This window comes from Vibrio sp. RW (genome assembly GCF_027587105.1).
GTDB classification, from domain to species: Bacteria; Pseudomonadota; Gammaproteobacteria; order Enterobacterales; family Vibrionaceae; genus Vibrio; species Vibrio toranzoniae.
Window position 1 is genome coordinate 296,275 of record NZ_JAPPTM010000002.1, and the last position, 22,399, is coordinate 318,673.

At 44.4% G+C, this 22,399-nt stretch carries 21 protein-coding genes and 1 tRNA gene; 15 read left to right on the forward strand and 7 right to left on the reverse strand.

Annotated elements, in window-relative coordinates; genetic code table 11:
- Window positions 1-86: 86 nt before the first annotated feature.
- Window positions 87-515: an HIT family protein gene (locus tag OCT63_RS02875; protein ID WP_161748581.1), complete on the reverse strand. Its 429-nt coding sequence runs from the start codon at window positions 513-515 to the stop codon at window positions 87-89.
- Between the two features lie 117 nt (window positions 516-632).
- On the reverse strand, window positions 633-2,366 hold the full coding sequence (gene argS / locus OCT63_RS02880) for an arginine--tRNA ligase (protein WP_269983150.1): 1,734 nt from the start codon (window positions 2,364-2,366) through the stop codon (window positions 633-635).
- A gap of 347 nt (window positions 2,367-2,713) precedes the next feature.
- On the opposite strand from argS, the gene OCT63_RS02885 reads away from it, so the two are divergent.
- Complete coding sequence (locus tag OCT63_RS02885) at window positions 2,714-3,310, forward strand: VOC family protein (protein ID WP_269983151.1); 597 nt, start codon at window positions 2,714-2,716, stop codon at window positions 3,308-3,310.
- 97 nt (window positions 3,311-3,407) lie between these two features.
- Here the strand turns inward: OCT63_RS02885 and purU are convergent, their stop codons facing one another.
- A complete protein-coding gene (gene purU, locus OCT63_RS02890) occupies window positions 3,408-4,241 on the reverse strand; it encodes a formyltetrahydrofolate deformylase (RefSeq protein WP_029626983.1) in 834 nt (277 codons plus the stop codon).
- A 316-nt stretch (window positions 4,242-4,557) separates the two neighbouring features.
- Here purU and OCT63_RS02895 point away from each other — a divergent pair, with 316 nt between their 5' ends.
- The 7 genes from OCT63_RS02895 (at window position 4,558) to rnd (ending at window position 12,278) form a co-directional block, all read left to right on the forward strand.
- Entirely contained in the window at window positions 4,558-6,486 is a 1,929-nt protein-coding gene (locus OCT63_RS02895; RefSeq protein WP_269983152.1) for an ATP-dependent DNA helicase, read from the forward strand.
- Between the two features lie 59 nt (window positions 6,487-6,545).
- Window positions 6,546-7,247, forward strand: a complete 702-nt coding sequence (gene tsaB / locus OCT63_RS02900) for a tRNA (adenosine(37)-N6)-threonylcarbamoyltransferase complex dimerization subunit type 1 TsaB (protein ID WP_269983153.1) — start codon at window positions 6,546-6,548, stop codon at window positions 7,245-7,247.
- A gap of 133 nt (window positions 7,248-7,380) precedes the next feature.
- On the forward strand, window positions 7,381-7,686 hold the full coding sequence (locus OCT63_RS02905) for a chromosome partitioning protein ParA (protein ID WP_161687073.1): 306 nt from the start codon (window positions 7,381-7,383) through the stop codon (window positions 7,684-7,686).
- A 39-nt stretch (window positions 7,687-7,725) separates the two neighbouring features.
- The gene (locus OCT63_RS02910) at window positions 7,726-8,286 is read left to right on the forward strand and encodes a Slp family lipoprotein (protein WP_269983154.1); all 561 of its coding nucleotides are present in this window, start codon (window positions 7,726-7,728) and stop codon (window positions 8,284-8,286) included.
- A gap of 47 nt (window positions 8,287-8,333) precedes the next feature.
- Entirely contained in the window at window positions 8,334-9,215 is an 882-nt protein-coding gene (locus tag OCT63_RS02915) for an alpha/beta fold hydrolase (protein ID WP_161748586.1), read from the forward strand.
- Window positions 9,216-9,320: 105 nt separating this feature from the next.
- A complete protein-coding gene (fadD, locus tag OCT63_RS02920; RefSeq protein ID WP_060468241.1) occupies window positions 9,321-11,015 on the forward strand; it encodes a long-chain-fatty-acid--CoA ligase FadD in 1,695 nt (564 codons plus the stop codon).
- A 144-nt stretch (window positions 11,016-11,159) separates the two neighbouring features.
- Entirely contained in the window at window positions 11,160-12,278 is a 1,119-nt protein-coding gene (gene rnd, locus OCT63_RS02925; RefSeq protein WP_060468240.1) for a ribonuclease D, read from the forward strand.
- 127 nt (window positions 12,279-12,405) lie between these two features.
- On the opposite strand, the gene minE is transcribed toward rnd, so the two are convergent.
- The 3 genes from minE to minC are packed head-to-tail and all read right to left on the reverse strand — an operon-like array spanning window position 12,406 to window position 14,172.
- Window positions 12,406-12,669 carry a cell division topological specificity factor MinE gene (gene minE / locus OCT63_RS02930; protein ID WP_017056428.1) on the reverse strand — a complete coding sequence of 88 codons (264 nt, stop codon included), beginning with the start codon at window positions 12,667-12,669 and terminating at the stop codon, window positions 12,406-12,408.
- Window positions 12,670-12,675: 6 nt separating this feature from the next.
- Window positions 12,676-13,488 carry a septum site-determining protein MinD gene (gene minD, locus OCT63_RS02935; protein WP_017056429.1) on the reverse strand — a complete coding sequence of 271 codons (813 nt, stop codon included), beginning with the start codon at window positions 13,486-13,488 and terminating at the stop codon, window positions 12,676-12,678.
- 21 nt (window positions 13,489-13,509) lie between these two features.
- Entirely contained in the window at window positions 13,510-14,172 is a 663-nt protein-coding gene (gene minC, locus OCT63_RS02940) for a septum site-determining protein MinC (protein WP_269983155.1), read from the reverse strand.
- 221 nt (window positions 14,173-14,393) lie between these two features.
- On the opposite strand from minC, the gene OCT63_RS02945 reads away from it, so the two are divergent.
- The 4 genes from OCT63_RS02945 to OCT63_RS02960 all read left to right on the forward strand — a co-directional run bounded on the left by OCT63_RS02945 (window position 14,394) and on the right by OCT63_RS02960 (window position 18,209).
- Window positions 14,394-14,684, forward strand: coding sequence for a YcgL domain-containing protein (locus tag OCT63_RS02945; RefSeq protein WP_017056431.1), 291 nt, complete (start codon window positions 14,394-14,396; stop codon window positions 14,682-14,684).
- A gap of 30 nt (window positions 14,685-14,714) precedes the next feature.
- Window positions 14,715-15,713: a lytic murein transglycosylase gene (locus OCT63_RS02950; RefSeq protein WP_161687066.1), complete on the forward strand. Its 999-nt coding sequence runs from the start codon at window positions 14,715-14,717 to the stop codon at window positions 15,711-15,713.
- A gap of 170 nt (window positions 15,714-15,883) precedes the next feature.
- Window positions 15,884-16,804, forward strand: coding sequence for a LysR family transcriptional regulator (locus OCT63_RS02955; protein ID WP_161672330.1), 921 nt, complete (start codon window positions 15,884-15,886; stop codon window positions 16,802-16,804).
- 205 nt (window positions 16,805-17,009) lie between these two features.
- The gene (locus tag OCT63_RS02960) at window positions 17,010-18,209 is read left to right on the forward strand and encodes a NupC/NupG family nucleoside CNT transporter (RefSeq protein ID WP_161687064.1); all 1,200 of its coding nucleotides are present in this window, start codon (window positions 17,010-17,012) and stop codon (window positions 18,207-18,209) included.
- 114 nt (window positions 18,210-18,323) lie between these two features.
- Here the strand turns inward: OCT63_RS02960 and folD are convergent, their stop codons facing one another.
- The gene (gene folD, locus OCT63_RS02965; protein ID WP_017056435.1) at window positions 18,324-19,181 is read right to left on the reverse strand and encodes a bifunctional methylenetetrahydrofolate dehydrogenase/methenyltetrahydrofolate cyclohydrolase FolD; all 858 of its coding nucleotides are present in this window, start codon (window positions 19,179-19,181) and stop codon (window positions 18,324-18,326) included.
- 211 nt (window positions 19,182-19,392) lie between these two features.
- On the opposite strand from folD, the gene OCT63_RS02970 reads away from it, so the two are divergent.
- From OCT63_RS02970 to OCT63_RS02980, 3 genes are all read left to right on the forward strand, one after another.
- A tRNA-Arg gene (locus tag OCT63_RS02970) sits at window positions 19,393-19,469 on the forward strand.
- A 50-nt stretch (window positions 19,470-19,519) separates the two neighbouring features.
- Window positions 19,520-20,398 carry a site-specific integrase gene (locus OCT63_RS02975; RefSeq protein ID WP_269983156.1) on the forward strand — a complete coding sequence of 293 codons (879 nt, stop codon included), beginning with the start codon at window positions 19,520-19,522 and terminating at the stop codon, window positions 20,396-20,398.
- A gap of 387 nt (window positions 20,399-20,785) precedes the next feature.
- Window positions 20,786-21,619 (forward strand): recombinase family protein, encoded by an 834-nt coding sequence (locus OCT63_RS02980; RefSeq protein WP_269983157.1) that lies wholly within the window; start codon window positions 20,786-20,788, stop codon window positions 21,617-21,619.
- Window positions 21,620-22,399 lie beyond the last annotated feature (780 nt).

Here is a 22,399-nt window from a genome sequence, read left to right on the forward strand (position 1 = left end):
GCCGCTCACTTATTTTTAGATGAGCGGCTTTTGTTATGTGTCTTGTCTGAACTGTTATGCTTTAAAGTTAATGTGATGAATTTGAATTATGCTTTCTTGAAAATAGAGCTCAGTGACAGCACGTTTTGAATACGAGTCAGAATAGCGGCTTGCTCTTCTTCACTGCGTTGTTCGCCTTTGGTGTTACCCCATACAGGGCCTGGCCACGCGATGTCGTCTTTGAAGCGTGCGATATGATGAATGTGCAGTTGAGGCACCATATTACCTAGCGCGCCTAGGTTGAGTTTGTCTGGTTGGAATGTGGCTTCTAGTGCTTGGCTTACCGCCTGAGATTCATGCAAGAATTGCTGTTGTTCTTTCATTGGTAAGTGGTGCAGCTCTTTTAGGTTGGCACGTTTTGGTACCAAGATAACCCAAGGTACGGCGCTGTCTTTGCTTAGCAGTGCTAAGCTCAGTGGAAATTCGCCGATAAGCGTGGTGTCTTTTGCTAACTGTGGGTGAAGTTCAAAGCTCATTGTTGTCTTCCCATTCATATAGTTTGAATCAGTATACGTCAGATAAAACAAAAGGTTGGCGCTTTCACGCCAACCTTTCTAATTTTCTCGAATCTCGAATCTCGAATCTCGAATCGCTTACATGCGCTCTAGCGTGTCGATACCTAGAAGCGATAGACCTTGCTTAATTGTCTTCGCTGTTAGTGCAGCAAGCTTCAGGCGGCTCTGTTTAACTGTCTCGTCTTCAGCCACAAGGATAGGGCACGCTTCGTAGAAGCTAGAGAACTGACCAGCAAGTTCGAACAGGTAGCTACACATGATGTGTGGTTGACCTTCACGAGCAACAGAATGCACGGCTTCTTCGAATTGTAGAAGTTTCGCGATAAGCGCTTTTTCTTTCTCTTCAGTGACTTTGATTGTCCCTTCAAGAGAGTCCATAGAAACGCCAGCTTTAGCGAATACAGAAGCAACACGAGTGTATGCGTACTGCATGTATGGTGCCGTGTTGCCTTCGAACGCAAGCATGTTGTCCCAATCGAACACGTAGTCAGTAGTACGGTGCTTAGAAAGGTCTGCGTACTTAACCGCTGCCATCGCAACCGTGTTCGCGATGGCTTTCTTCTCATCTTCTGCTAGTTCTGGGTTCTTAGACTCGATCAGTTGTGCAGCACGACCTTCTGCTTCATCAAGAAGATCAGCAAGACGAACCGTACCACCAGCACGAGTTTTGAATGGCTTACCGTCTTTACCTAACATCATGCCGAATGCGTGGTGTTCAAGAGAAACCGATTCAGGGATGTAACCTGCTTTACGAACGATAGTCCAAGCTTGCATTAAGTGCTGGTGTTGACGTGAGTCGATGAAGTAAAGCACACGGTCTGCGCCTAGTTCTTCAAAACGGTATTTAGCACAAGCAATGTCGGTTGTTGTGTAAAGGAAGCCGCCGTCGCGCTTCTGGATGATAACGCCCATTGGGTCACCATCTTTGTTTTTGTATTCGTCTAGGAATACAACTTGTGCGCCGTCATCTTCTTGAGCAATCCCTTTCTCTTTCAAATCCGCAACAATTGTTGGCAGCATGTTGTTGTACATGCTTTCGCCCATTACGTTATCACGTGTTAGAGACACGTTTAGACGATCGTAGTTGCGTTGGTTTTGAATCATAGTAACGTCAACTAGCTTCTTCCACATCTCTGCGCAGAACTCGTCGCCGCTTTGCAGTTTCACTACGTAGCCACGTGCTTTAAGTGCAAACTCTTCGTCTTCATCGTAAAGTTTTTTAGATTCACGGTAGAAGCCTTCAAGGTCAGCAAGTTCCATTGAAACTTCACCAGATTCAGCCTGAACGCGCTCAAGGTTTGCGATAAGCATACCGAATTGAGTACCCCAGTCACCGATGTGGTTAGCACGGATAACGTTGTGGCCTAAGAATTCTAGAGTACGAACTACCGCATCACCGATGATAGTTGAACGTAGGTGACCAACGTGCATTTCTTTCGCTACGTTTGGCGCCGAGTAGTCAGCAACAATAGTTTGCGTTTCAGCAACGGCAACACCAAGGCGAGAGTCAGCTAATGCTGCGTCTGCTTGTTTTGCTAGGAAAGCTTTATCTAGGAAGATGTTTAGGAAACCTGGGCCGGCGATTTCAACTTTAGAAGCGATACCGTCTAGGTTTAGAACGTCCAATACTTTTTGAGCAAATTCTCGTGGGTTAGTGCCTAGTCGTTTAGCTACGCCCATAACGCCGTTTGCTTGGTAGTCACCAAATTGTGGTTTTGCAGATTGACGAACAGCAGCAGGAGAGCCTGCAGGTGCGCCAGCGGCTTCTAGAGCCTGAGATACTTTGTCATTAATAAGTGCTTGGATATTCACACGCGTTTCCTTCAATTCAAGGATGATAAGAGTGGCTGTTAATTTTTGGTCATTAAATTGGTTAATTATGCTTCTAGTTAACGGTTTAATGCCCAAACTTGCAACAGACTCTGTTTAAGTTCATAGAAATGGCGTTAATCATACCAATTTTGTGCGGTTTCTTATAGGTGGAATTGATAGAAAATTAACATTTCATGAGGGGGTTTTGACAAACAACTTTTGCCAAGTCGAATTTGAATGTTTAAGGAATAGAATGAGCATACTTATTGAGTATTTTTTGCAAAAGCAACGCTTGTTGGAGAAAGCAAAAATGATAACATGCAGCTATTAATTGAAAAATACTGGCAATGATGATGAGCCTCAAACAAGCCGAACTAGAACCACAACAAATGATTGCCCGCCTTGATACGTTTATGGCGAAAATTGAGAACCTAGGCAACATACTGGGTTTGGACTTAAACTTTGCTCAAGCGGATCATATTGCGCTAAGAATCAATGAAACAGAACTTGCGAAATCTGCACATCAAGCATGGTCTGAATACGGTTCTACTATTTCACAGGCGATGATCAATGGTCGTCCAATTGTGGTGCTGGCTTTCGATGAGCCATTGCAAAGTCTTGGCTGGAGCATTGAATGCTTAGAGTTGCCATACCCAGCAGAAGGTAAGATTTACCCAAACCAAGATTGGGAGCATGTTGAGTTCGTGATTCCTTCTCACGCGCAAACGGCTGATGAATATTTAGCGGATCTTAAAGAGACTTACCCAGAGTTCGCGGTTAAGTTGGACTCTTTAGCGGAGCAAGGTATTAAGATCAAACTCTCTAGCCCGAAAGGCGAAGGTGAACGTTTGAATAACCCGACGGTTGCATTTAAGCATCAAGGGATTTGCATCAAGTTACACCCTCATTCTTTGAAGAAGATTGTGGAATCAGAGCAAGCTTAAGCTCACCTGATAATCAGATACAAAAAACGCGTAATGGAGAAATCCTATTACGCGTTTTTTATGGGTTCTAACGGTAAGTTGTACTTAAATAAGCGACTTACAGAATCACAGTCTTGTTGCCGTAAACAAACACGTGATCGTTGATCACTTTGTTGAGCGCCTTACTCAATACATTCTTCTCTACGTCGCGACCTGCTTGCGCCATGTCTTTCGCGCTGAAGTTGTGATCGACAGGGATAACATCTTGTTTAATGATCGGGCCTTCGTCCAAATCATTAGTCACGAAGTGTGCCGTTGCACCAATGATCTTTACACCGCGCTCATACGCTTGCTGGTATGGCTTCGCGCCGATAAACGCAGGCAAGAAACTGTGGTGGATGTTGATGATCTTGTGGTTGTACTTTTCAACAAACCCCGGAGTCAGCACTCGCATGTACTTCGCCAATACAAGGTAGTCAGCTTGATATTGGTCAATCACTTCCAGCATCTTTTTCTCATGTTCTTCACGGTTTAGTCCTTCGTGAGCAACATGGTGGTAAGGAATATCAAAACGTTCGGTTAGGCTTTGTAAAATGTCATAGTTGCCAACAACGGCTGCGATTTCTACGTCTAAACTGCCATCGAAGTTCTTCATTAGAATGTCGCCAAGGCAGTGTGCCTCTTTGGTTACAAGTATCACAACACGCTTGCGAGAAGAGCTCATTAGTTTACGTTTCGCATTTTCTGGCAGCGCTTGGTCTAAATCAGCTAGCAAGGTTTCGTCATTGAAATACCCTTCTAGCTCAGTACGCATGAAAAAGTGACCACTTGTGTTATCTACGAACTCATTGTTGTGGACAATATTGAGTTGGTGCTTGTAACAAATGTTGGTGATTTTTGAGATGAGGCCAGGGGCATCAGTACAATGTGTTAGTAAAGTTTTTCTTTCCATTTGCATCTTACTTCCATGAAATATTTTTATTTTTCAAATTAAATGCAGGCCGTCGAACGGTGAACTGAGCTGCAATATCACCGTTATAATTAATCTATTATCAAGTTGGTTTCAACAAATTCTGCCGCGTTATCTCGTTATTTGAATCGTAAGTAGTTAAGCAGCCCTTTTATTTGTTTTGGGCTAGGTTGGTAAGAAGAGCTTAGCCTACCATGTTTTATTCGATAGACTCCTCCTGTGATCAGTCATTTCTGATTCGCGCCAGCTCATTAAACCTGCCATAATTCGCCTTCTATTTTTTTAAATCTCGCACTCTATGATATCTAAAACGTTTTCTGCTGATGGCGCTCTGGGCAAAGCAATCCCTGGGTTTCAACCAAGACAAGCTCAGTTAGACATGGCTCAAGCCGTTTTACAGGCCATTCAACAACAGAGCCAATTGGTTGTTGAAGCGGGAACGGGTACCGGTAAGACGTTTGCTTACTTAGTGCCTGCGCTGCTTAGTGGCAAGAAAACCATTATTAGTACGGGGTCTAAAAACCTTCAAGAACAGCTGTTTCATCGCGATTTACCATTAATGGTCGATGCGCTTGGCTTTTATGGTCAGGTTGCTCTGCTGAAAGGCCGTTCCAACTATTTGTGTTTAGACCGCTTGAGCCGCCAGATGATCGAGAGTCATGGCACTCATACCGACCCAACGCTGTTAGCGCAACTGGTGAAAGTTCGTAGTTGGTCGTCAGCGACACAAACCGGTGACTTAGGGGATTGTGATGATATCGCGGAAGACAGCCCAATCATTCCTACAATTACCTCAACCAATGACAACTGCTTAGGGAAAGAGTGCCCAAGCTACACCGATTGCTTTGTGCTGAAAGCGCGTAAAAAAGCGATGGATTCCGATGTGGTCGTCGTAAACCACCACCTTTTCCTAGCGGATTTAGCGATTAAAGAGACCGGATTTGGTGAACTGATTCCTGAAGCCGACGTGTTCATCTTCGATGAAGCGCACCAGCTTCCCGATATTGCCAGCCAATACTTTGGCCAGTCCGTTTCGAGCCGACAGATTAATGAGCTCGCTAAAGACATCGAAATCGCCTACCGAACTGAAGCAAAAGATATGCGTCAGTTACAAAAGGTAGGGGACAGGCTTGTTCAGTCAGCCGCCGATCTACGCATTGTGTTGGGCGATACCGGCTTTCGTGGTAACTGGCGTGAGGCCTTAAAATCTGAGTCGATCGCCAGAGAACTTGTTCGCCTACAAGATGCGTTGCAACTGGCCGTCGATGTATTGAAGCTAGCATTGGGTCGAAGCCAACTGTTAGACACGGCTTTTGAACGTGCAAACATGATTAAGTCACGCATTGAACGTGTGTGCGATGTGTCGATTACGGGTTATTCCTATTGGTATGACACAACACCAAGGCAATTCGCTTTGCATATCACACCATTGTCGGTTGCGGATAAGTTTCACGAGCAAATCGAACTTAAACCGGGCGCTTGGGTGTTTACCTCAGCAACCTTGGCGGTGTCAGATGATTTCGACCACTTTACCTCGCGACTTGGCTTAAAACCGTCGGCTCAGTTTTCACTGCCGAGCCCATTTGATTATCCGAATCAGGCACGTTTGTGTGTGCCTCGTTATCTTCCAGAACCCAATAGTCCGGGGTTGGCGGATAAGCTGGTTCGAATGCTGACTCCTGTGATCGAGCAAAACCAAGGCCGCTGTTTCTTCTTGTGTACTTCACACAGCATGATGAAAGAGTTGGGCGAGCGATTCCGAGAAACCCTCACCGTTCCTGTTCTATTGCAAGGTGAGACAAGCAAGCAAAAAACCTTAGCCGAGTTCATGGAATTGGGTAACGCATTGCTCGTAGCGACAGGCGCTTTCTGGGAAGGGATAGATGTTAGGGGCGATGCATTAAGCTGTGTTATCATCGATAAATTGCCCTTTACGGCCCCTGATGACCCTTTACTTAAGGCTCGAATCGAGGACTGTAAGTTAAAAGGGGGTGATCCTTTTGCACAAGTACAGTTGCCAGACGCTGTGATTACCTTGAAACAAGGTGTCGGCCGATTGATACGTGACAAGCGCGATAATGGTGCATTGGTTATTTGCGATAACCGATTGGTGACTCGCGATTACGGTGGCATATTTTTGGCGAGTTTACCGCCTATTCCTCGTACACGTGACTTAGGGGTCATTAAAGAATTCTTAGCTAAAGACCATTCAACCGCTGCTGAGTAATTGGCATTGTTGAGTTTAGCCATTATTTTTAGATTAGATAACGAATATTTGAGACACAAATGAGCGCGAAAATTCTTGCAGTAGATACCGCAACTGAAAACTGTTCAGTTGCATTAGTAATGGGTGACCAGGTGTTCGCACGTAGCGAAGAGGCTCCTCGAGACCATACAAAAAAAATTCTACCTATGGTTGATGAAGTACTGAAAGAAGCGAATGTCGCTTTGACCAATATCGATGCTATCGCGTTTGGCCAAGGCCCAGGCAGCTTCACGGGCGTACGTATTGGTATTGGTATTGCTCAGGGCTTGGCGTTTGGTGCGGATTTACCAATTATAGGTGTCTCTACACTGGCAGCGATGGCGCAGGGCAGCTACCGTAAATTTGGTGAAACTCACGTAGCAACAGCGATTGATGCGCGCATGAGTGAAGTGTACTGGGCTCGTTACAGCCGTGAACAAGACGGTCGTTGGACGGCAGTTGATGCTGAATGTGTCACACCACCAAGCGAATTGGCTGCGCAGCTTGAAGCGGACTCTGAAACATGGGCAAAAGTTGGCACTGGTTGGGAAGCGTACGCAGAACATATGGATACGCTAGCGATCAACACCAAAGCGTGTGAAGTGCTATTCCCAGAAGCTCAAGATATGGCGTTCCTTGCTCAATTTGCTTATGCAGAAGGCAAAGCGGTTGCAGCAGAAGAGTCTGAGCCAGTTTATCTTCGTGACAAAGTGACGTGGAAGAAACTGCCAGGTCGCGAATAAGCGGCTAGTTTGTGAGTAAACTACAATTAAGGCGTGTTGTTTCACGCCTTGTTTTGGTTCTGTCATTCATTTCACAGAGCCAAAATTAAAACAGATAAAGAATCATTAAACTCAGGTACAAAATTCCTTAAGCATGGTTTCAATAAACGGCTTACCTCCTTCTTCGATAGGCAATACATCCAAAACCAATCGAACCAGTAAAAAGAACGAGGTAAAAAAAGGCGATGCAAAAACCTCAGTTGGTCAGCCAACTAAGGTTGCGAATGCTGTCTCGCATTCCATTCGCCAAGTCAAAGAATCTGAGATTCACAAAGCTCAGGTTCAATATGATCTTCCAGAAGGGCGTGGACGCCGTGCGATGGAGGAGTATATGGATGTGATGAATCAAGCTAAAAAAGAGGAACTTGCGAAGCTTATTGGGGTCGACATTTATATATAGCTTTGTGCTTTCATTTCTCCTGTTCTAAGGACCAGCATTATGTTTTCTCTCATGTCTAAATCTCGCTTATTTTTCCTTGTTGCCTTCTCTTTGATGGTGATGGGGTGCTCATCCCTACCTGAAGAACTGAATGCAAACTCTGAACAAGTGGTAACCGATTACCAAGAGTGGGTAAACACAGTACCAGACGCTGGTGATGTTCGTTTAGGTGGTGTGATTGCCAAGGTAACAAACTTACAAGATAAGACTCGAGTTGAAGTGGTTAATATGCCGATCTCAAGCAGCGGTAAGCCTGATATTGATGCTGAGCCCAAAGGCCGTTTTGTTGCTTATATCGATGGTTATGTTGAGCCATTGAGTTTTGCGGAAGGTCGTTTAGTGACCTTAGTGGGAACATCAAATGGCACGGAAGATGGTATTATTGGTGATTATCCTTACACCTTTCCAGTGATGAATGTATATAACCAACGACTGTGGAAAGTCACAGAGCGAGTCGTGATCAACGACTTTGTACCAACGTATTATTCTTGTCGCAGTATACATTGCCGTAGCTTCCAAACTATGCCTCAGCACGGGCGTGTGATTCAAGATGTGGAATAGTCGAGCCTTCATTCGACAAACTCAACTATAGGGGCAACATACAATCAATGATTGAAAAGTCATATTCCCTCGCGAGCGGGACGCTTGCTACACAACAGATTGGAAACCCAAAAACGACCGCAATGACGGTCGTTTTTATTCATGGTTGGTTAGATAATTCCGCGAGTTTCTCTTCTGTTCTCTCTAATCTAGCAACACTTTCACCAAACTCTCACTTGGTTGCGATTGATCTCTTTGGTCATGGCTTTTCGTCGCATAAGACGGACAGTTACTACCCGTTTCACGACTATATCGATGATTTGCACCAGTTGGTGATGAAATTATCGCCAAACAGACTGGTGTTAGTAGGACATTCACTTGGTGCATTGATCGCAAGTTGCTATAGTGCCGCCTTTCCTGAAAAGGTGTCAGGATTAATTCAAATTGAAGGTCACGGACCTCTTTCAGAAGCTCCCCAAGAAACGGTCTCTCGCTTGAGAGATGGGGTACTCAGTCGTCTTCGACAGCGAAGAAAGCCTTCACGTCCTCTAGCAAGCCTTGAGGACGCTATTAAACTGAGAGCTCACGCCAATCAAATCAATGCTGAATTAATCGCTCCTATTGTTGAGCGAGGGGTTATTGAGCAAGGAATTGTTAATCAAGGTACTGCTGAACTAGAAAACGCCTGGCAATGGCGATGCGACCCAAAGCTTAAATGTGACTCGTTGTATCGCATGTCACAGGCGCATACCGAAGCGATTATGGCGGCTATTGAATGCCCTCAATTAATAATTTTAGGGAATGATGGATTTCGACATTTGCGGCACAATCGCTACAAATCAGCCCATAATTCTCTGAATGTAGAGACGATCCCTGGCGGACATCATTGTCATTTAGAGAGCCCAGAGCTAGTTTCAGAACTAATTCTTGGTGTAGTTAACAAAATTTAAACAAGTGTTTGAGCCTTTTAGTGCTCATGCTCTAAAGCTGTGCTGTAATACTGCTATGATAAATAGCGGCGAGCAGTCGTCAGCTGATAAACGAGGAGTAACATCGTGGATAAACCTTGGCTTTCACGTTATCCAAGTGGCGTACCAGAGACGATCAACCCAGATCAGTACCAATCTCTTGTAGAAATGTTTGAACAGTCGGTACAAAAGTTCGCGGACCAACCTGCATTCGAAAACATGGGATCGATAATGACATTCCGTAAGCTTGAAGAGCGCAGCCGTGCTTTTGCCGCTTATTTACAGAATGATCTGAAACTGAAGAAAGGCGATCGTGTTGCATTGATGATGCCTAACCTGTTGCAATACCCAATTGCACTTTTTGGTGTATTGCGTGCTGGTATGATTGCTGTGAACGTCAATCCACTGTACACACCCCGAGAGCTTGAACATCAACTGAACGATTCTGGTGCAAAGGCGATTGTTATCGTTTCAAATTTTGCGAGCACGCTAGAGAAAGTCGTTGATAACACGCCAGTTAAACACGTTGTACTCACCAGTTTAGGGCAAATGCTGCCACGCGCTAAAGGTACGATTGTCGACTTCGTAGTGAAATACGTAAAAGGCATGGTGCCTAAGTACGATCTACCGGGGGCTATCTCCTTTAGAAAAGCACTACATAAAGGTCGCCGTCTTCAGTATGTGAAGCCTTTCATGGCTGGCGATGACATTGCATTCCTTCAGTACACAGGTGGTACAACTGGCGTAGCAAAGGGCGCCATTTTAACGCACCGCAATATGATCGCGAACGTACTTCAAGCAAAAGGCGCATACGGCCCTGTATTGCAAGAAGGTCGTGAGTTGGTCGTAACGGCACTGCCGCTTTACCACGTTTTTGCTCTTACCGTGAACTGCTTGCTGTTTGTTGAGATGGGGGGGCGCAACCTTCTAATTACTAACCCTCGTGACATTCCTGGCTTTATTAAAGAGCTGCAAAAGGTTCCGTTTACTGCAATCACAGGTGTCAATACACTGTTCAATGCGCTAGTAAATAATGAAGATTTCCACGAGTTAGATTTCAGTAATCTACGTCTATCTGTTGGTGGTGGTATGGCGGTTCAGCGCTCTGTTGCTGAGAAATGGAAGAAAGTGACAGGTATTCACTTGCTGGAAGGTTATGGTTTAACTGAATGTGCTCCGCTAGTTACAGGTAATCCATATGACCTGAAAGACTACACCGGTGCAATTGGCCTACCAGTACCGTCGACAGAAGTACGTATTGTTGATGATGAAAGTAAAGTCGTAGCCAATGACCAAGTAGGTGAGTTGCAAGTTCGTGGCCCTCAAGTGATGCAAGGCTACTGGCAGCGCCCAGAAGCGACCAAAGAAGTCATCGACCAAGATGGTTGGTTGTCTACGGGTGACATCGTTAAGTTCGATGACGAAGGCTTGCTGCACATTGTTGACCGTAAGAAAGACATGATTTTGGTGTCTGGCTTTAACGTTTACCCGAATGAGATTGAAGACGTCGTGGCTCTGCATGGCAAAGTGCTGGAAGTGGCAGCTATCGGTCAACCTCACGAAGTATCCGGTGAGCTGGTTAAGATCTACGTTGTTAAGCGTGACCCTAGCCTGACCAAAGAAGACATTATCGCGCACTGTCGTGAGCACTTAACGGGTTACAAGATCCCTAAATTAGTCGAGTTCAGAGAAGACCTGCCAAAGACTAACGTAGGTAAGATCTTACGCCGCGTACTGCGTGAAGAAAATGATGCAGAGCTTGCGAAACGTGCGAGCGAATAATCAGCCAGTTTATGGGTAACCACTACTCGAGAAACCATTGAGGCGCTTAATCTAAGCGAGCGCTGAAAAATGGTGTTAGAATGCCGACAGTTAATGTCGGCATTTTTGTGTCCGGCGATCAAATAGAAACCAGTGAGAGCTTTTGTGGATTACCAAATCATTACCCAATTGAAAGACCTTGAACGAGTTTGCCAACAAGCACGTCAAGCTGATGTTGTTATGCTTGATACGGAGTTTGTTCGTACAAGAACCTATTACCCTCAATTAGGCTTGATTCAGTTATTTGATGGTGAAACGCTATCATTGATTGACCCTATTGCTCTTGATGACATGACACCGTTTGTCACACTAATAAAAGATGCATCAGTGTTGAAAGTGCTGCACGCGTGTGGCGAAGATTTGGAAGTGTTCCAGAATGCATTTGGCTGTACACCAACACCAATGGTTGATACGCAGATCATGGCGGCTTTCTTAGGTCATGGTTTATCAACGGGCTTTGCTGCTTTAGTTTCAGAGTTCGTGGGAGTAGACCTAGACAAGAGTGAATCTCGCACAGACTGGCTGGCTCGTCCGCTTTCTCAAAAGCAATTGGACTACGCAGCGGCAGACGTGCATTACCTAATGCCAATGTACAATAAGCTTCTAGAAAAAGTGATGGAAGCTGGCTGGTGGGAAGCGGCTCAACAAGAGTCTGACTTACAAGTTGCCAAGCGCATCCGTAAAGTCAACCCAGACACTGCCTACCTTGATATTAAAGGTGCATGGCAGCTTAAACCTAAGCAGCTAGCGATTTTGAGACCGTTAGCCACTTGGCGTTTAAAAGAAGCGATTAAGCGTGATTTAGCGTTGAACTTTGTTTTCAAAGAACAAGATTTGTGGGCAGTGGCGCGATTCGCGATGAAAGATCCTAAGCACATGGAGCAAGAAGGTTTTGATTACCGCTCTGTACGCCGTCATGGCGCAAAGATTAGCTCAATCGTTAAGTTGGCTGAACACACGCCAGAAGAAGAATATCCAGCGCCAGTAGAACGTCTAATGGATTACCCAGGTTACAAACAAATCTTCAAAGTGTTGAAAGATGAAGTGAAAACGGCGTCACAACACAGTGGTTTAGCGACAGAGTTCTTGGCATCGAAGAAGCAACTTAACCAAGTGTTAAGTTGGGTTTGGAAGCACGATCGCAACCCAGAGAAGCTACCTGATGTGATGCAAGGTTGGCGTTTAGATGTGATTGGCGAGAAGCTGAGTAAAGCAATCAAATAATCTGTAATGGCGATAAAACGTCGCCAGCGACAGAGATAAAATTCCGACACAAAAAAGAGAGCCGAGGCTCTCTTTTTTATTCAATCAATATAAATCGCGTATGGCTTGTTGAGCTTGTTCAGAAAGATTATCGATCTTCTTCTGGCAGCTTAACGTTCAATTCTAAGACTGAAATGTCGTCATCTTTGTGTTCGAAAGTCAAATCAACCATTGATGGATCGACTTCAACATACTTAGCGATAACCTTAAGAATATCTTCTTTTAGCTCTGGTAAATATGATGGTGCTGGATCGTCATGGCTGCGTCGTTCAGCAACAATGATCTGCAAACGCTCTTTGGCTAGGTTTGCGGTTGTCTTTTTCTGTGGTCTAAAAAACTCTAATAGTGACATTGCGTATTAGCCTCCGAATAGTCGTTTGAAGATGCCTTTCTTCTGCTCCGTTAAGAAACGGAAGTCAACTTGGCTACCCAGTAGGCGTTCTACAGTATCATTGTAAGCCATACCAGCATCGGTTGCTTCATCAAAGATAACTGGAACACCTTTGTTCGATGCGTTCAGTACCGCTTGGCTCTCTGGAATCACCCCCAGTAGAGAGATGTGTAGGATTTCTTCTACATCTTCCACGCCCAGCATTTCTCCTTGAGTAACGCGAGCAGGGTTGTAGCGAGTGAGTAAAAGGTGGGTTTTTACTGGCTCTAAGCCATCTTCAGAACGGCGAGATTTAGAATCCAGAATCCCGAGAATACGGTCTGAGTCACGGACAGAAGAGACTTCAGGGTTAGTGGTTACAATCGCTTCATCAGCAAAGTACAGTGCCATCAGAGCGCCTTGCTCGATACCTGCTGGAGAGTCACAGATGATGAAATCAAAGCCCATTTCATCAAGTTCATCAAATATACGGCGAACACCGTCTTTAGTGAGTGCATCTTTATCGCGAGTTTGAGAAGCAGGAAGAATGAACAAGTTGTCTGTGCGTTTATCTTTGATCATCGCTTGATTTAGCGTTGCTTCACCATTGATAACGTTGACGAAATCGTACACAACACGACGCTCACAACCCATAATTAAATCTAGGTTACGCAGGCCGATATCAAAGTCGATAACTGCGGTTTTTTTTCCTTTTAAAGCCAGGCCTGAGGCTATAGCTGCACTGGAGGTCGTTTTGCCTACCCCGCCTTTACCTGACGTTACAACGATAATGCGTGCCATTCTTTTTTCCTTTTATTTCTTTTATATTGCGAGGACATCAACGTGTAATACATCGTTTGCCATACTGAACATGGTTTTTTTCTGCCAGTACTCGCTTTCAATTTGATCGCTGAGCCAGTAATTTCCAGCAATGGAAACCAACTCGGCTTGTAAATCATTACAAATTATTTTTGCTTCAGTTTGACCACTGGCTCCTGCAATCGCGCGGCCGCGTAGCGTGCCATGAATATGAATGCTGCCATCGGCTATGACTTCGGCGCCTGCACTTACATGATTGAGTATTAACAGGTCACTATCTTTAGCATAAACCTGCTGACCTGAACGAATAGGGGTTCTCACCACTTTAATCGGTGCCATTTCGGCTGGTGCTTGAGATGGAGACTTACTGGCTGTCATGACTGCAAAACCCGCTTCTTTCGCTAGGTTTTGGGTACGCCTATCTGAACAGCCTGCCACACCAACTGGGATCATCCCCGCTTGAGAGATACCCTTTTTCAGTTGCACAAAATCGATATCGCCAACCACTTTACTAATGTTGATGACAACAGGTGCAGCAGCGAAAAAAGTGGGTGCTTGGTCTACCTTCTCTTGGAGAAAAGACACTGCATTTTCGACTTGATCATCGGATAAGTGCAAAACAGATAGCGTGAAACTACTACCTTTTAGATCTGGGTTACTAGACATCGAAAAACTACAGGACCTCAATTGCGGATTGGTACAATTTCTTTATCAATAAAATAAAGGGCATTGCCTGAAACTAGGTGTATCATGTTATATTCACAAACCAAGCACAGCAAGTAATCTTGTTGTCAAATGAACGTTTTGTTCCCAATATTTCGTTAACATAAACTATTGCTCTCGCAAGTGAGAGTTTTGTAGTCATAAACATTTAAAAAAGGTTTGTCATGCTGTGTTCTATATATAAAAGTTCAAAGAAAGAAGGAACATACCTTTATATCCCTAAGAAGGATGATTTTTCACAAGTTCCTGACGCATTGATGCAAATGTTTGGTAAACCTAGCTTTGTAATGGTAATTAAAATGGATGGCCGTAAACTGGCTCAAGTGAACATCGAAAAAGTGAAAGAATCACTGAATACCGATGGTTTCTTTTTGCAAGTTCCGCCCCCACCAGTTAACGAACTTGAACGTCATAAAGAGCGTAAAGCTCAACAAAAAGTTCAAGACGAAGAGTGATAGCCACCTCAATTCAAGGAGGAGTGATCGTTGAGTAAATTTTCGAAAAGCATATTGGTTGTGTCGGCATTACTATTGGGTAATAGCTTGACTATAAGTTCCGTACAAGCTGAAGAACTGAGCTTCGAACAATATGTAGAAAAACTAAAGCAACAAGGCCGTGAAGAAGGCATTTCTGAAGCGATCATTGATGAAGCCTTTGATGGTGTCACGTTTAAGCCAAGAGCGGTGAAAGCCGACAAAAACCAACCTGAGAAGAAGCTGACTCTGGATGAATATATTCCACGAGCAGTACCCGATTGGAAAGTGAAGCAAGCCAGATCACTTTATAAGAAGCATTACACAGCGTTAAAGCGCATTGGTGATGAATATGGTGTTCAACCGAGATTTATTGTCGCGCTATGGGGCGTTGAGAGTAATTTTGGTAAGTTCACGGGTAATTACAGTGTTATTGATGCGCTAACGACCATGGCTTACGAAGGGCGCAGAGAAACGTTTTTCCGTAGCGAAGCAATGGCGGCATTGAAGATTCTTGATCAAGGCCATATTGCACCAAAAGAGATGAAAGGCTCTTGGGCTGGTGCCATGGGTCAGCCTCAGTTTATGCCAAGCTCATTCTTAGCGTTTGCCGCTGATGGTAACGGTGATGGTAAGAAAGATATCTGGGGGACTGAAGAAGATGTGTTTGCTTCGGCAGCCAATTACCTTAGCCAATCCGGTTGGGATGATAAGTACACTTGGGGCCGCCAGGTTCACGTACCGTCAACCGTGTCTATTGATTTGCAAGGTCGAACTGAAGACAAAGCGAAATACCTAAAAGAGTGGTCTGAACTCGGTATTAAGCGTTATGACGATCGCCCATTGCCAACGCTTGATGAAGACATTAAAGCTTGGTTGATTATGCCGGACGACGAAGCGGGTCGTTCGTACCTCATTTACAACAACTACAATGTGTTAATGAAGTGGAATCGTTCTTACTACTTTGCTTTGGCAGTTAGCCACCTAGCAGACAGAATCAAGTTTGATTAATCGGCCTAATTTGATTGGTAGACTTAATTTGATTAACAGATCTAGGTCGCTTAGATAGCATTTGGCCTACGATAGGCAGAACGAAATAAAGGACTCTTCGGAGTCCTTTTTGATTTTATATTTCAGAGATTTAAGAAGGTGGCCTTGTGCTAACAGATAGAGCTGCACAGATGGTGATATTCCATGCGTTAATTAAGTATGAAGGCTTTACCAGTGCTGCAAAAAGCTTGAACGTTTCCGTGTCTCACATCAGTAAGCAAGTTGCTTTGCTTGAAGACTCAATCGGCATCAAGTTGGTACAACGAACCACACGTAGTCTAACGTTGACCGAAGCGGGGGAGGTGTTCTATCAGCATTGTGAGCAACTGTTTAACACGGTAAAAGCAGCACAAATGGATATGGACAGCCAGCGTGAGGATATCTCTGGGATATTGCGCGTGGGGTTGTCGCAGTCATTTGGTACCTTGCACATCATTCCGGCGATTGATCAGCTCAGACAGCTTTATCCTCAGCTGAGAATCGAGGTGCACTTGTTCGACTACAAGGTGGACATGATTGAAGAGCGTTTGGACCTTTGGATTACCAACAATGAAGACCTACCAGAAGGTTACATTGCGCAGCGCCTAGCAGACAGTCAGTTCGTGGTGGCAGCATCGCCCGATTATCTGATTAAGGCAGGGACTCCTCATACACCTTCTGATTTGATTGACCATAACTGTCTGATCTATCGCAGCCGAGAACGAGATTACACATCGTGGGCCTTTGATAACGGCCAAGAGAACCTTAGCGTTAAAGTTGCTGGTGATTACTCGGTCGATTTAGCCGAGGCTGTACGAGACGCAGCGGTAGCAGGGTGGGGCGTTGCTTATCTGGCAACCTACTTAGTCAAAGAAGAGTTTCGAACCGGTAAGCTAATCCAAGTATTACCAGAATGGCGAGCGAGTCAGTTGATGCCATTTTATGCCGTGTACCCGAGCCGAAAGAATATGCCGAAGAAGCTTTCAGCTGTAATTGAGTTCATCAAAGATCATATTGGATCACCGACGTACTGGGATAAAAACCTCCAAACTTGCGTTGAACTGCATCACTAACTGTTTCCTAATTTATAAATATAATTTCCATATGGAAAAAGTATGCTTTTTAATCAATGCTAATTATTAAAATTCAATGACTTAATTATATTCATAGCTAAATGGTGATTACCCCAACATCACGTTAACAACCTCAACTTGCCGCAAACGATTTCCTCTATAGAATGCGTCGCCTTTCCTACCTACAACTTTTAGGTTGACGCACATGGCTTCCCTACTTGGAATTATCACTATTTTAGTTGCCGCTTGGTTACTATCTACGGACAGAAAAAATATTCCACTAAGAACAGTCTCTTTGGCTTTCTTATTACAAATCTCATTCGCGCTATTGGTTCTGTATGTACCAATGGGTAAAGAAGCGTTGAATGCAGCCACGGGTGCGGTATCTAGCTTGATCAACTACGGTCAAGAGGGGATTAATTTCTTATTTGGTGGCCTAACGAATAACGGATTTGTTTTCGCGATTAATGTTCTAGGCATCATTATCTTTTTCTCTGCACTGATCTCGGGTTTGTACCACATTGGTTTTATGCCAAAGGTGATCAACCTTATTGGTGGTGCGCTGCAGAAGTTCCTGGGTACAGGCCGTGCGGAGTCACTGTCTGCAACGGCGAACATCTTTGTTGGCATGATTGAAGCGCCATTGGTGGTTAAGCCTTACTTGAAGCACATGACTGATTCGCAGCTGTTTGCCGTGATGGTATGTGGTTTGGCTTCTGTTGCTGGTGGCACGCTAGTGGGTTATGCATCGCTTGGTGTAGACCTTAACTACTTGATCGCTGCGGCATTCATGTCGGCGCCTGCTGGCCTGTTAATGGCTAAAATCTTAGTACCGGGTAGTCCAGATGACGCTCAAGAAAATATTGAGTCTGATGTAGAAATTCCACGAGCAACAAACGTTGTTGAGGCAATGGCTGATGGGGCTATGTCTGGACTTCGTATTGCCGTCGCAGTAGGGGCGACACTTCTTGCCTTTATCAGTGTGATTGCAATGCTGAATGGTTTACTCGGTATTGTTGGTGGTTGGTTTGGCGTCACTCTAAGCTTCGAACTTATCCTAGGTTATGTGTTCGCCCCCGTTGCATGGTTGATCGGTGTACCCTGGTCTGAGGCTGTGGTTGCAGGCTCGCTGATCGGGAACAAGATTGTTGTGAACGAGTTTGTGGCTTTTATCCAGCTAATGGATGCTAAAGAAGCACTGAGTGAACACTCGCAAGCGATCGTGACTTTCGCTCTATGTGGTTTTGCTAACATATCAACCATGGCGATTTTGATTGGTGGCTTGGGTAGTTTAGTTCCAGAGCGTCGCTCTTTCATCTCACAATACGGCTTTAAAGCAATTTGTGCAGGTGTGTTTGCTAACTTAATGAGTGCAGCGATTGCTGGTGTGGTACTTTCGCTTTAACAGTGGCATCTTAAGTTACTTATACTTCTCGTTTTGTAATGGGTAATCATCAAAAAAGCCGCAACGTTCATCACGTTGCGGCTTTTTAATTCTGTTTATACCGTCATTCGCAGATTACTTCGAGTGAAACTGCTCACAAGCGATCATTGTGTTCTCGATTAGGCTCGCAACCGTCATTGGGCCGACCCCCCCCGGTACTGGGGTGATGAAGCTTGCGCTCTCTTTAGCAACATCGTATTCAACGTCACCCACTAGCTTGCCAGATTCTAAACGGTTGATACCAACATCGACCACAACAGCCCCTTTCTTAATCCAAGCTCCTGGAATGAAGTTAGGCTTGCCTACTGCAACCACAACAACGTCTGCTTGACGTACGTGGCCTTCAAGGTCTTTGGTGAAACGATGACAAGTCGTCGTCGTACAACCTGCTAAAAGCAGTTCTAGCGTCATTGGACGGCCTACAATGTTTGATGCGCCAACAACAACCGCGTGTTTACCACGTAAGTCGATGTTGTAGCGGTCAAGCAGCGTAATAATACCTTTTGGCGTACAAGAGCGAAGCTTAGGCATACGCTGAGCCAAACGACCTACATTGTATGGGTGGAAGCCATCCACGTCTTTCTCTGGTGTGATACGCTCAAGAATGTGAGTGCTATCAATGCCAGCAGGTAGAGGCAGTTGAACCAGAATACCGTCGATCTCTGGGTCTTGGTTCAGTTGGTCTACTAATGTTAACAGTTCATCTTCTGTCGCAGTGGCTGGCAAATCGTAAGATTTAGATACAAAGCCAACTTCTTCACACGCTTTACGCTTACTTCCAACGTAAACCTGAGAAGCAGGGTCTTCACCCACTAAAACAACCGCTAGGCCCGGAGCGCGTAATCCAGCTTCAGTACGAGCTTTTACACGTGCAGCAACTTCAGAGCGAACCGTTTGAGAAATTAGCTTTCCATCAATATTTTGAGCAGTCATGAATTTCCTTAGTATTGATATTCAAGTTAGTGGCTGATGTTTTTGGCGCATTATTCCAGAAAATCTTTTTGATTACCATCAAGCAAACGATTGCTTTGGTTTAATTTCCAACACTTATATGTTTACTGCCCTTTTTTTACCCACTTAGATCAGAATGTTACATAAAGCCGTTGCTTTACTGATTCGAATTCGTATAATTCGTTCCTGTAGCGCGCCCTTAGCTCAGCTGGATAGAGCACGTCCCTTCTAAGGATGTGGTCGAAGGTTCGAATCCTTCAGGGCGTGCCATTATTCCTGTGGGCACAGTCTTTCTTTTACTTAGCTAAGAGGACTGTGCCTTGCAAACTCCTACACATATCACACTTTCTAATCCCTCACTTAATACACCAATTCCTGTTTGTATTGAGTTCTATATCCAAGTTAAAGCCCAGTATCATAAATCGTATCTTGGTACTATTCGCTATCGTTTAGCTCGTATCAGTAAGCACTTTGCATCCTTCCAAGTTCGTGACCTAACTACTAGCCCTGATGCAAGAGAACATATCACCTCTTTCATTGATTCTCGCATGGCAGTTGTTAAAGCTGGTACTGTTCGTAAGGACGTAACTACACTGCAAGCTCTACTTAATTGGTTACGTAGGGATATTGGTCTACAAATCCCTGACATCTTCAAACAAATTAGAATCCCCAAAGATTACGGAGTAAGGCAGTTCGTCCCAACGGATGAACAGGTTTACCAAGTCATTGGTAATCTACCTACCGATGAGCTTAAAGATGTTTGTCTCCTGCTTAGTGAAACGGCATGCAGACGCAATGAAGTGTTAAAGCTTCGGATTCAAGATGTACACTTGGATAAGCGTTACATTCAGCTCTATAACACTAAGAACGGTGAAGATAGAAAAGTACCGCTCTCTAATCCTGCTATGGCTGTATTGTCTAAGCGATTACAACTTATTGAGGGGAAAGCAGATACATATCCTTTATTCTCTGTACTTCCTGAGTTTGTTAGTAAGCAGTTCAGAAAGGCGGCAGATATGGAAGGCTTACCAGAGTTTGTGCTGCATTCATTAAGGCATTATCGGCTTTCTAAGTTAATCGGAGCAGGTCACGACAGCATCCTAGTTTCAAAAGTGTCAGGTCATAAAGATCACCGAATGCTGAATAGGTACGTTAAGCTTGATGCTTCTGACTTAGCTAGTCTCTTATTTGATTCTTAGTTGAGATACTTAACCTTGTAAATTATGCCCTAGTTGCTCATCGCTTCTAGGGCTTTCTTGTTTATAGGTGGTGGTAACGCTAGAGCTTAAATATTTTTGAGCGTACATGTGAGCGGCCTTCTCCGCTCATGCAATCCTAGTTTCCCCCATAGGGTGCTTTGTAGTCTCTTTTCTGGAAATGGCAGAGCATCCACTAACTATTTATCTTCCGTCGTAAGTTGTGTCATTCGTACATGAAACGGACAGGCATACATCCTGTAATGCACAAGGGTTGTGTCCGTTTCTGTGCTGAGCAATGCGTACATTGTCCGAAATTAAATATTGACAGAAACGTACAGTGCATTTATCTTATGTCCGTAACTTAACAGATTCGGACAGGTGCTTGCCATGAAACATACAGCAGTCAAACTATCAGGCCTAACAACCTATGAAGAGTGCATGGAAGCTATAGAGGCTATCGAGATGACAGCAGAGAACTACACAGCATCTACACGTAGAGAGTTCTATCAAGGTGGTCACTGTACCCTGCTTAAAGGCGCAGAGGATAAGATAGCAGCCATTCAAGCTAAATCTGACAAGCTGAATGTATGTGAGGCAGAGGATGAAGAAGAGGAACACATTGAGCAAGTAGAAGTAGCTCAGGCAACTGAGAGTCTAGTAGGCTTTGCTCGTGTATCTTCTCAAGCTCAAGACCTAGACGACCAACTGTACAAGCTAGAGCAAGCTAGATGCACAAAGATATTCTCTGGTAAACACTCAGGTAAAGCAGACACAAACAAGGAAGCACTAGAAGAGCTAGAGGCTTATGTACGTGATGGTGATGTTGTAGTTGTCACCAAGCTTGACCGACTAGGAAGAAGTACGTCTCAGGTGGTTAGCTTGATAGAGCGGCTGCACAACAAAGGTGTGTTTGTCCGTACACTTGAGCAAGGCATTGATACCAGCAAAGACGATGCAATGTCTAAAGCGTTCTATCAAATGATGATGGTCTTTGCTGAGATGGAAAGGAGCATGATTCAGAGCCGCTTAGATGAGGGTAAGGTAGCAGCCGTTCGCTCTGGTAAGCATACGGCTCAGTCCGTTAGAGGTGGTCGCTCTAAGTCCTATACGCCTGAGCAAGAGCAAGATGTACTAAACAGACTGAGTAACGGACAGAGCATTAACTCAATAGCCAAGGATACGGGGCTTACTCGTCAGACAATATACAGAATCAAAGGCTAGTCAATCTATAGCGATTCTGGGCGATGGGCGGCTCAGAGGGCTGTCCTATTCGTGACAATGAGTATTGCAGTGACTAACGGGTAAAGCCGCTCTGGGCGTTCTAGGGTTATTTTCATACTTATCGAATTTGTTTCACAGTGTGAGACAGAATTAACATAACCTATTGGTAGAAGCAGTTCACGCTGTGAGACAGAATTAATTAGGTCGACGTATAGATAAATATCAGAATTTAATATATTTTATTCGCTCTGGCGAAATCTTAATTAACATAACCTATAGATACGGAGAAATTGAAATGCTCAATATTTGTGCAAAGTAGTTTCTCACCCTTTTCCGCTCTGGACTTTTCCGAGACAATGACTCGATTCATTGTTGCTCAGTATCGCAGAAAGATACGGTTTTCATTCAGAGCTGGCGCTTGTATGTAGTGATATATACGAGCCACCAACTTAGTGCAACAGCAGTCAGCTATCTACTGACGGTTATCACCTCATTGATAACAATGCGAGTTGCAACATGTAGGACTATTGGTCTAAGAACTTGAGGCACTCTTAGATACGTTCTACATGGCTAAGTTGGGGAGAGGCTTTTCAATAAGAGCGGACTAGACTTCCTAAGTCCACCCGAGCGTCCAACTCGGGTAAGCTCTGTTAGTAGTTATTACTACCTACCTTTTATTCCTTTGAATAAAAGTAAAGAAATGTACAAAAGCTACCAGACGCTCTTATTATTAGCATCTAAGATGCAAGAGAATATCCCTTTGTTTAGAGGGGTAAAGAG